This window comes from Streptomyces sp. NBC_00045, assembly GCF_045041095.1.
GTDB lineage: Bacteria > Actinomycetota > Actinomycetes > Streptomycetales > Streptomycetaceae > Streptomyces.
Genome location: NZ_CP108272.1, coordinates 671,081 through 680,406, shown reverse-complemented (window position 1 = coordinate 680,406; position 9,326 = coordinate 671,081). Strand labels below are relative to the sequence as shown.

Annotated in this window: 7 protein-coding genes; 2 read left to right on the top strand and 5 right to left on the bottom strand. The window is 67.4% G+C overall.

The window, feature by feature from the left end; translation table 11 throughout:
* The first annotated feature begins 756 nt into the window (after nucleotides 1–756).
* A complete protein-coding gene (locus tag OHA65_RS38950) occupies nucleotides 757–3,015 on the top strand; it encodes a Helicase associated domain protein (RefSeq protein ID WP_331736560.1) in 2,259 nt (752 codons plus the stop codon).
* Nucleotides 3,016–3,039: 24 nt separating this feature from the next.
* Nucleotides 3,040–4,220 (top strand): IS3 family transposase gene (locus tag OHA65_RS38945; protein WP_331736557.1). Its coding sequence is split into 2 segments (ribosomal slippage): nucleotides 3,040–3,307 and nucleotides 3,307–4,220, totalling 1,182 coding nucleotides; the frame shifts between segments, so codons are not numbered across the junction.
* Nucleotides 4,221–4,877: 657 nt separating this feature from the next.
* On the opposite strand, the gene OHA65_RS38940 is transcribed toward OHA65_RS38945, so the two are convergent.
* The 5 genes from OHA65_RS38940 to OHA65_RS38920 all read right to left on the bottom strand — a co-directional run bounded on the left by OHA65_RS38940 (nucleotide 4,878) and on the right by OHA65_RS38920 (nucleotide 9,199).
* On the bottom strand, nucleotides 4,878–5,177 hold the full coding sequence (locus OHA65_RS38940; protein WP_327286529.1) for a hypothetical protein: 300 nt from the start codon (nucleotides 5,175–5,177) through the stop codon (nucleotides 4,878–4,880).
* A gap of 103 nt (nucleotides 5,178–5,280) precedes the next feature.
* A complete protein-coding gene (locus tag OHA65_RS38935) occupies nucleotides 5,281–5,712 on the bottom strand; it encodes a hypothetical protein (protein ID WP_327286528.1) in 432 nt (143 codons plus the stop codon).
* A gap of 473 nt (nucleotides 5,713–6,185) precedes the next feature.
* Nucleotides 6,186–7,274, bottom strand: coding sequence for a type II CAAX endopeptidase family protein (locus tag OHA65_RS38930; protein WP_327286527.1), 1,089 nt, complete (start codon nucleotides 7,272–7,274; stop codon nucleotides 6,186–6,188).
* A 738-nt stretch (nucleotides 7,275–8,012) separates the two neighbouring features.
* A complete protein-coding gene (locus tag OHA65_RS38925) occupies nucleotides 8,013–8,891 on the bottom strand; it encodes a hypothetical protein (protein WP_327286526.1) in 879 nt (292 codons plus the stop codon).
* On the bottom strand, nucleotides 8,888–9,199 hold the full coding sequence (locus OHA65_RS38920; RefSeq protein WP_327286525.1) for a hypothetical protein: 312 nt from the start codon (nucleotides 9,197–9,199) through the stop codon (nucleotides 8,888–8,890). Before OHA65_RS38920 ends, OHA65_RS38925 begins: the two co-directional genes overlap by 4 nt.
* Between the last annotated feature and the right edge of the window lie 127 nt (nucleotides 9,200–9,326).

The following is a 9,326-nucleotide window of genomic DNA, read 5'->3' as shown; positions in this document are numbered from 1 at the left end:
CGCTGCGCGCGTAGGAGAGAGACCGCCTCGCTGCGCTCGGCGGGCTCGGCTTCGCCGAGCTAGGGCCGGCCCTTCGGGCCGGTGTCCTGCGCTTCGCTCCGGACTGGTTCGGGCTTCGCCCGAACGGCTCGCTCCGCGAGCCGGGGTGACCCCGTTTCACGGGGTCTGGGCCTTCGGCCCGTTGGGGTGGGTCCGCTCCGCTCCCCCACTCTGAGCCCTTCCGGCTTCGCCTTCAGGGCGGCCCGCTGCGCGGGCTGCGGGCTGGAAAGGGGAGTGTGTTCCTGTCGAATCCCGGCAGGGGTTGTCAGGTCGAGGATCCCCAGGTGTCCCAGGTCTCGTCCGTTGGCATCCTTCGGCTGTGGAGGCCTGTCTCTCAGGCTCTTTGAGCTGCTCCGTGGTGGGTTCATTCCCCTCAAGAGGAACGTACGACCCGTGATATACGACGCAATCGGTGGGGACGGGTTGAAAGCCGTATCACCCGACCATCAACAGGGTGGCCAGCGCCAGGGAGCCGATGACGTACCCCCGCTCGGGAGGCTTCGAAAGAGGGTTGATCATGTCCCGGATCCTACCGATCACTTCCTCCCGCCGGAGTCGGAGTTGTCCTGGACGACTCTGGTGGACCTCGTTCGCGGTACAGTCATCAGTATGCATCATGCGGGATGTGATGCGTGTAGCTGTGTAGGATCCCGAGAAAACCTCTACCTCCTCCCCTGGTCGGGTTTTCCCGCCGCTTCGTTTTCAGTGGAGTGCCGAATGCAGAAGTCTGGTGACATCGTACTGCGTCCTCACCAGGAGGAGGCGGTGGAGGCGATTGTCCGGGGGCTCGATATTCCGCCCGGGAAGCGGATTCCGGAGGCCGGTCTGCGGGCGACGGTGGTGGCCGCGTGCGGGACCGGGAAGACGTTCATCGCCGCTGCGGCGGCGCTTCGTCTGGCCCGGCACGGACGGGTGTTGGTGCTGCTGCCAACACTGGATCTGCTGACGCAGACGGCCCGGGAATGGCGGCTGGCCGGCCACACCGGGCCCGCGGTGGCGGTGTGCTCGCTGGCGGACGACCCCACCCTGTGGGACCTGGGGGTGCGGGCGACGACGTCGGCGCCGCAGCTCGGACTGTGGCACGGCCGGGGTCCCGTGACCGTCTACGCGACCTACGCCTCCCTGCCGGTCCTGGCCGAGGCACACGAGGGCGCGTACGGGCTGCCGATGGACGTCTTCGACCTGGTCGTCGTCGACGAAGCCCACCGGACTTCGGGCTCGGCCGGTAAGGCGTGGGCGGACATCCACCACCAGGAGGTCATCCCGGCCATGCGCCGGCTGTACATGACCGCCACCCCCAGGATCTGGAAGGAATACCCTCCACGCTCGCGGGCGGAGCAGGAGCTGTACGAGGCGCAGGTCGCCGTCGTGGACGAGGAGACACCCGGTCGGACCCGGCGGGTACGGGACCGGCTGCCGCGTGAGCTGGCCTGCTCGATGGACGACGAGAGCGTGTTCGGGCCCGTCGTCTACGAACTGTCCCTTGCATCGGCCATCTCCCGGGGTCTTTTGGCGAAGTATCAGATCGTCGTCGCCGAGCTGACCGACCCCGTCGTCACCCCGGCCCGGCTCATCGGCGTGGAGCGGTACGAGGAGCAGCTGCGGGGTCAGAGGCTCGCGGCGACGCAGACCGCGCTGTTGGAGACCATGGCCGCGCACGGCCTGCAGACGACGATCACCTTCCACCACCGGACGGTCGAGGCGGAGGCCTTCGCCGCCGGGCTGCCTCGGGTCGCGGCGCGGCTGCATCAGGTGGACCCGGACCGGCACCCGGAGAGGGTGTGGTCGGGGTGGCTGTGCGGGGAACACGAGGGCGTCCACCGGCAGTCGGTGCTCTCCGACTTCGGGCGCCGGGCGGGGCGCGCCGTGCTCAGTAATTGCCGGGTCCTCGGTGAGGGAGTCGATATCCGAGCGACCGACTCGGTAGCCCTGATCGACCCGAAGGGGTCGGCTGTGGACATCGTCCAGGCGATCGGCCGAGCCCTGCGGCAGCAGCCGGGGCAGGGCAAGATGGCGACGCTGATCGTTCCGGTGTTCTTGGCCGAGGATGAGAAGCCGGAGGACATGCTTTCCTCGAACTCGTACCGCCCTTTGATTCGGGTTTTGGAAGGGCTTCGGGCGCACGATGAAAAGGCCGTGGAAATGCTCGCCATTCCACAGGAGGTCCGGAAACGCGTTGTCGATCCGTCGCTTCCGGTCGGTCCGGAGCCCGCCGAGGGCGCGGAGGACGACCGGCTGCTGCTCCGGTTCGCGACCCCCCGAGACCCCGGGCTGATCGCGAAGTGGATCAGCTACACCGTCATCAACACCGAGCGCCAGGACTGGAAGCGGGGCGCGGAAGCCGCGTACCGCTACCGGCAGCGCGAGGAACACCTGGACGTGCCCTACGAACACACCGAGGGCACGTACCCGCTCGGACGGTGGCTCTCCGACCAGCGGCGCGCGTACCGGGCGGGGCAGATGACCGGGGAACGGGCGGCCGAGCTGGAAGAACTGGGGATCGTGTGGGACACCGCCGACGCCGCCTTCGAGCAGAACCTCGCCGCCGCGCGCGCCTACTACGAACTCCACGGAACCCTGGCCGCCCCACGGCACGCCACCGCCCTGGACCGGGCACTCGGGCAGTGGCTGACGAACATCCGGCGCCCCGGCGGGCTCGGGAAAGACCTTGGCCGCGCACGTCGGCGGGCCCAGGAACTCGCCGCGATCGATCCGGACTGGAACCCCCGCGAACTGCGGTGGACGGTCGACTGGCAACGCCACTACGCCTACCTCACCCAGCTCCTCACGGGCGGCGCCCGGCTCGCCGACGTCGTACCCGGGGTCACCCTGCACGGCGAAGACGTCGGACGCTGGCTCACCACCCAACGACGCGACTTCAGCAAGCTCAACGAGGAGCAGCAGCGCAGGCTCGGCAAGCTGGGCGTCAAGGGGCGTTTCCCCGTGATCGTGGACACCCTGATCATTGGATCGTAAGGATCCATAGGACAGGAGTTCCCGTTGGGGACGTCGAAGTACTCGCCTGAGTTCCGGGCCGATGCCGTCGCGCTGTACCACGCCAGTCCGGGTGGGACGTACGCGTCGGTGGCCAAGCATGTGGGCGTCAACCACGAGACGCTACGCACGTGGGTGCGAGACGCGGAGCAGGCAGCCAGTCCGGGGGCGGTGGAGGCCACCGCCATGGAGAAGGAGAACCGGCAGCTGCGGGCTCGGGTGAAGGAACTCGAGCTCGAGCGGGAGATTTTGCGGAGGGCCGCGAAGTATTTTGCGGCCGAGACCAGCTGGTGAGCAGCCGCTTCCAGTTCGTCGACGATCATCGTGGCGCCTTCGGCGTCAAGCGGCTGTGCCGAATGCTGCGGGTCTCGCGTTCCGGCTTCTACCGGCACCTGGCCGGCGCGGACGCGCGGGCTGCCCGGGCCCGGGCGGACGCCGAGCTCGCCGAACGCATCGTTGGAATACACCAGGAATCGGACGGCACCTACGGGGTCCCGCGCGTCACTGCCGAGCTGAAGGACGCCGGGCAGGGGGTCAATCACAAGCGCGTCGAACGCGTCATGCGCAAGTTCAACATCGTCGGGCTGCACCTGCGTAAGAAGGTCCGCACCACCATTCCCGAGCCGTCGGCGACGCCGGTCCCGGACCTGCTGCGGCGCGACTTCACCGCCCAGGCGCCGAACACCAAGTACGTGGGCGACATCACGTATCTCCCGATCGGGGGCGGCCAATTCCTCTATCTCGCAACGGTGTTGGATCTGCATTCGAAGCGACTGGCCGGCTGGTCGATCGCCGGCCACATGCGCACAGAGCTGGTCACCGACGCGCTCAAGGCAGCCGCGGCGGCCCGCGGTGCCGGCGGCCTGCACGGGGCCATCTTTCACAGCGACAACGGGGCGCAATATGTGTCGAAGGAGTTCGCCCAGGTCTGTTCGGAACTCGGCGTGACCAGATCACGCGGCGCGGTGGGCACGAGCGCGGACAACGCCACCGCGGAGAGCCTGAACGCGACCATGAAACGCGAGACGCTCCAGGGACGGAAACGGTGGAACGGGGCCCGGGAGGCCCGGCTCGCGGTCTTCCGATGGGCGACCCGCTACAACACCCTCCGCCGGCACTCCCGCCTCGGCCAGATCAGCCCGATCGCCTTCGAGCAGCGATCAACTACGCTGACCAGCGCCGCATAGCAACCGGTGTCCACGATCAAGGGGAAGCCCCCGTGCGGTGAAGCGATCCGCTGGATCTGGTCGGCCGTGGCCACCTTCAGCACCCCCAGCACGCGCAGCACATCGCCCCGCAGGTCGTTCGAGGATCCCGCTGGATTCGTCAGCCGCTTGCCAGCCATCAGCTCCACCCCTTCGCCGTACGCGACCAGCTGCACCGGTACGCCACAAGCCGGACCCGTCTGGTCGTGGAGGGCGCCGGGCCCCCCTGGAACCCGATGATCTCCTCCCACACGGACAACAAGAGGGGAGAAGAGGGGTGTGACGGCGCAGGCTTCACGCCGATTCGGGCGCTGACCTGCATGTTTGCCACCCTCACGGGTGTCGGGCTCCCAAGTGGGTACCGAAGGAGACTCCGAAGTGCCCCCTCAAGGAGCCCACTTCGGCTTGCCCAGCCAGCGCGGGGCTTGCCCACGTCCCCCGCTCGCCCCAGAGGAAGTCGACCGCGCTTTCGACACGTCCTCGCTCTTCAAATGGGCGGCGGGAACCGCGCCTCCGGCCGCACCGTCTGCTCCGGAGCTGGCCTGCCTACTGCTGCGACTCGCCGAGAACCTAGTCTTCCCCGGGCATAGCAAGGTGGCGGAGCAATTCTTGGGGGTATTCGTCGGGGGCAGTCCGTGATCAGTGGGGCAGGATGCCTCCTACAACCGCCAGTGATGTGCCCAGGCCAAGGTGCGCGACGATCAGCAGCACCCACTCCATGGGGGGCATACGCCACCGGCTGCGGGCTGTCAGCCGCCACTCGTACGTCGCGGAGCCGACGGCAAGGCCGAGCAACGGAGCCCAGAGGAAGGCCCACCAGGACCAGGTGTCAGTGAGGCGGAGCAGCAGGGACAGTGCGCCGATGAGTGCCGCAGTCAGGAACCATCCCGGCTTCTGCTCCCTTTCGCTGGCGTGCGGCACAGCTGAAGAGGTGTTCAACGTCGCATGTCCTCTCGGGTTCGCGGATGGGATGCCGCAAGAGGCGTGCTGCAACCGCAGTTGCAGCACGCCCCTACCGATCAATCAGAGATCGGTTTGTTCGTCAGTGGAACATTTCCCAGATGGTGTAGAGGTTGCCGGCGGCGTTCATGGCGACCAGCGGAGCCTTCCAATACCAAGAGAGGCCGTTGTACCAGGCCTGGAAGTCGCTGAACTTTCCGCCGACGGCCTTGGCGAAGCCAGGCACCTTCTTGAGCAGCTTGACAAGCCCGTCGAACTTGCCGGCGGTAGCGGCCTCGCCGTTCGCGATCGACTGCAGCTCGGCGCGCTCGGCCGCGGTGTACTCGACGGGGGAGTTCAGCAGGGCGGCGGCCAGCGACTGGACGGCCTGCTGCTGCTCCGGCGTGGTCACCGTGATGGTGAGGGCAGGGGTGGCGGAGGGAGCCGTGCTCGCCTGAGCTGCAGTGCCGCCGAGGCCCAGAGCAAGTGCCGCGAGTACTGCGACGCCCCCGATGCGTAACGTGTTGCGCTTCACGTATTCTTCCTTTGCGTTGTGCACAAAGGGGTGCGGAGATCAGGCGCCTGTTCGTGGAGCCGTCGGCTTGGACACTTTCGGCCCCGAACCGCGTCTGACTCCGCCCCCCGTGCAATTTGGCTTCTACCGCGTCAAGTCGACCTGGTCCGGGTCAACTTGATGCGTTCATTGCGAACGTAACGCACCAGTCTGATCTTACCCAAAGAGATACCGGCGTGACTCAAGTCACACGGCGCATTCCGGACGCGGCCTTCAGCTCGTGGATTTCTTCGTTCCGCCCGCGCCGGTGGTTGCTATCAGCGGCTTACTCCGGAGGACGAGCGGATTGCTGCAACTCGGCGATTCGAGAGATGGCTTGAAACGCCTTCTCCGGTTTCCGACAGGAGCACTGCGCCCCTTCCGCGCCGTCGGGGTACTCGCCGGAGCCGCGAAAAGGGCGGACAAGTGCCTGGCGGGCGGAGCCCGGGCAGCCTTCAGCTTGCACGACCGCTGCGGAGGCCGAGGCCCTCTGGTCGACGCGAAGCGACACCACGGGCACTGCTCAGCCGTGCCATCAGCAGGCAGTATGCCGGCGCGCTCACCAGCTCCAGGACCAGTGCCTCCCAAGGCGCGTCCGCGGCGGTGCCCGTCTCTGCCAACTGCCCCAGCGCCATCGCCAGCCCATAGGACAAGATGTTGTTGGCCGCGTGCATGGCGATCACGGCCTCAAGCCCGCCGGTCCGGATGACGAGCCACCCCCACCACAGCGCCGAGTACAGCAGGAGAAGGAAGCCGCTCCAACTGCCGAACCCGTGGGCCAGGGCGAAAAGCACCGAGCCAACACACACCCCCGGCCACGGAGAGCGCAGGAACCCGCCGAAGAACTGCGCGATCCAGCCTCGGAACACGAACTCCTCGGCGGCAGCCTGGAACGAGATGAGCACGGCGAGGAGTACCAGCCCGAACAGAAACTTCCCGAGCCCCGGGGCGTCCCCCTCGAAAACCTCGTCTCCCTCCTCCATCCAGCTCCACAGCGCCAGAACGCCCAATTCCAGGGCCATCAGGGGGAAGGCCACGCCGGCACAGATCCCGAACCAAGCCCACCGCACCCCACCGGTCACCGCCGCCACGGTCCCCGCCGGGCGGTCGCCGCACCACCGCACGGCCAAGAGCACCGCTGGTATACCGGTCGCCAGCGCGAGCAGCCCCACGGCTTCGTCCGCCAAGGGGTTGACCAGCAGTCGGGTGCTGCCATCAGGGGCGAGGTCCAGGCCCACGACCGCGGCCACCTGCATGCTGACCCCGATGGCCACGACGAACCCTGTGACCAGCAGCCCGAACACCGCAAGGGCCTCGCCGAGCCGCCGCGGCCACCGCTGCCGACCATTCCTGGCCTGCTCGTGGTACTCCGTTCCGGACGGCGCCGGGACGGGTCCCGGCCGCGGTCCGTCGGGGTTCAGGGCCGAGCCATGTTGCCCTGGCCAGGACGAGTACGTCCACAGGCTGCCCCCCGACGGCGGGGTGCCGGGCGCGAAGTTCTGCGCGCGGTCTGGTTCCGGCATCTCCGACATGGCCGAAGCCACCTTCCTCTCCTTTACCTCCCCGGTGAAAGGGAGGTCCTGTGGCATAACCGTTCTCGAATCCTGCGCTATCACGTCCCGCTGTGGCGGTGGTTGCGGGGCGAAGGCGGGCTCCTCGGACTTGCATGGCTGCGTACCAGCGTGACCGGCGGACACGTGCAGGTTCTTGCCTGAGATGCGCACGACACTGGCAATGCAGTAGGTGCTGTCACCGCAGACCCCGGTCTCTTGGAAAGGACCGGCCCACCATGGGCAGGGCGTCGAATCGCATGGTCGCCGGTGTCCGCTGGCGCGGCTGCGCGGCATGTCGCCCAAGCTGGCGATCCGGTGCTCGACAAACCTGGCCCGCCAACGACCCGCCGACGACGACCACCTGACGAGCTTGGCATAAAGGCACAGGGGCGCCTCCGGCCCTCTGCGATTGGACGCCTCCGTCGGTCGACAGCTTCAGGGAGGAGCTATCAGACAGCAAATGAACCGTTTGGCAACGGCTTTGCCCATGTCCCGAGGTCAGTTTGAGCATCCAAGCAGTCCGACCAGCACGGGTCTGCGGTTTAAGTCATTTATGGAATCGTTTCAGCCACGGTGAACGACGCACTTATATCGCCGACTCGACTGCTCCCAGAGAGAGAACCGCGCCCCCTTCTCATGGCTTGGCAGGAATAACCGGAACGCGCACCCGACTCGTGCGTACCGCATCTACCACTCGTTTCCGAAGCACACGATACCGACGCTTCACAATCACGAAAGAGGATGGGCGCGCCGCCTCCGCTTCAGGGCATACGCCCCTACTGCAAGCGCGGCAGCACAGATGCCTGCCGCCAGCCAGAGAGCCGTGCCCTTGACCATGTCGACCGGCGTAGGGGCAGGGTCATGGCAGTCAGGGGCTGCGGGTTCCACCCGCAGCCGGGCCCAGACCTTTGACGGCTTGCCCTTCTCTCGCCAGACCACGGTGTAGAGACCCGGCTTCGCGTCGCACCTGACACGGACTACCGCGGAGACCCGCTTCGCTCCGCGCATGACCACCGGTCGCGTGAACGCCGGCGAGGTCAACGTGACGCCTCCGTCGCCGCCCATCACCAGGCCATCGGTGGCCGTCATCTCGCCGCCGGCCCGCACCGACCGCACGTCCCAAGGGCTCGCGGGCCACTCCACATCCGCAGGCCAGCGCTCCTCCTGGGGCTCAGGCGGCAGCTCGGACACCCGCCGCGCGCACGCCGCACGTTCCGTCTCTTCAGCCGGAGGCACCCGGACGCTCCCCCAGAGCCGCGTGACCTCGGCGGGGTTCCGGTCTCCACCCGCTCCGATGCGCACCTCGTAGGACCCGGGCGCAGCGGTGCAGGAGATCGTCATGACCGCGGTGACGTGCGGATCGTTCATCCTCATCCGGCCATCCGCGGTGAACGCTTCGGAGAAGACCCTGTCTCCATTGCCGACGGCGTCCTGCAGGCCCACTGAGACGCTGACCTGCTCTCCAAGCCGAACCGACTGCTCGCCGCCACTTGGAAGCGGCAGTGGCACATCTGTAAGCGGAGCGGCCTGCACGCCCTCCGCTCCGAGTGACATGAACAGCGGAATCGTCAGGATTGCCGCGCCGATCCATGCCCGTAATCGCTTCATTTGTCGCCTATCTGGATTCGTTGACGATCTTTCACACCACTGCCTACTCTGCCCCCTTCGTCGAACTGACGCACTAACGCACTGCGATGCCAGGCGTCATCACTGCACTCAGGAAGCAAGTCATTGAGATCAAAATGGTTGACCGCACTCGCGCTCGGCACCAGCACCGTGCTACTCACCGCCCCCACTGCCCTGGCGGCGTCGGCCGCTCCCTCTCCGGCCGGCACGACGCTCCCTTCACCCTCGGCCTCATCCTCGTCGTCGCCCCCCACACCCAGCCCTTCAGACTTACCCCGCTCCGGCTCCACGCCCTCCGCCTCGCAGCTTCCCCTTCCGGCCGCACCACCGGCATCCGCTCCCCCCTCTCCCTCCGCGTCCACCCCCACCTCACAGGGGCGTTTCAAAGTCCCCGCAAGCGCTTGAGTCCGCAGGTCG

Bases quoted from the DNA above. Each gene is read 5' to 3' on its own strand.
- OHA65_RS38950 (WP_331736560.1), top strand. From the start codon at position 757: ATGCAGAAGTCTGGTGACATCGTACTGCGTCCTCACCAGGAGGAGGCG.
- OHA65_RS38925 (WP_327286526.1), bottom strand. From the start codon at position 8,891: ATGAAGCGATTACGGGCATGGATCGGCGCGGCAATCCTGACGATTCCG.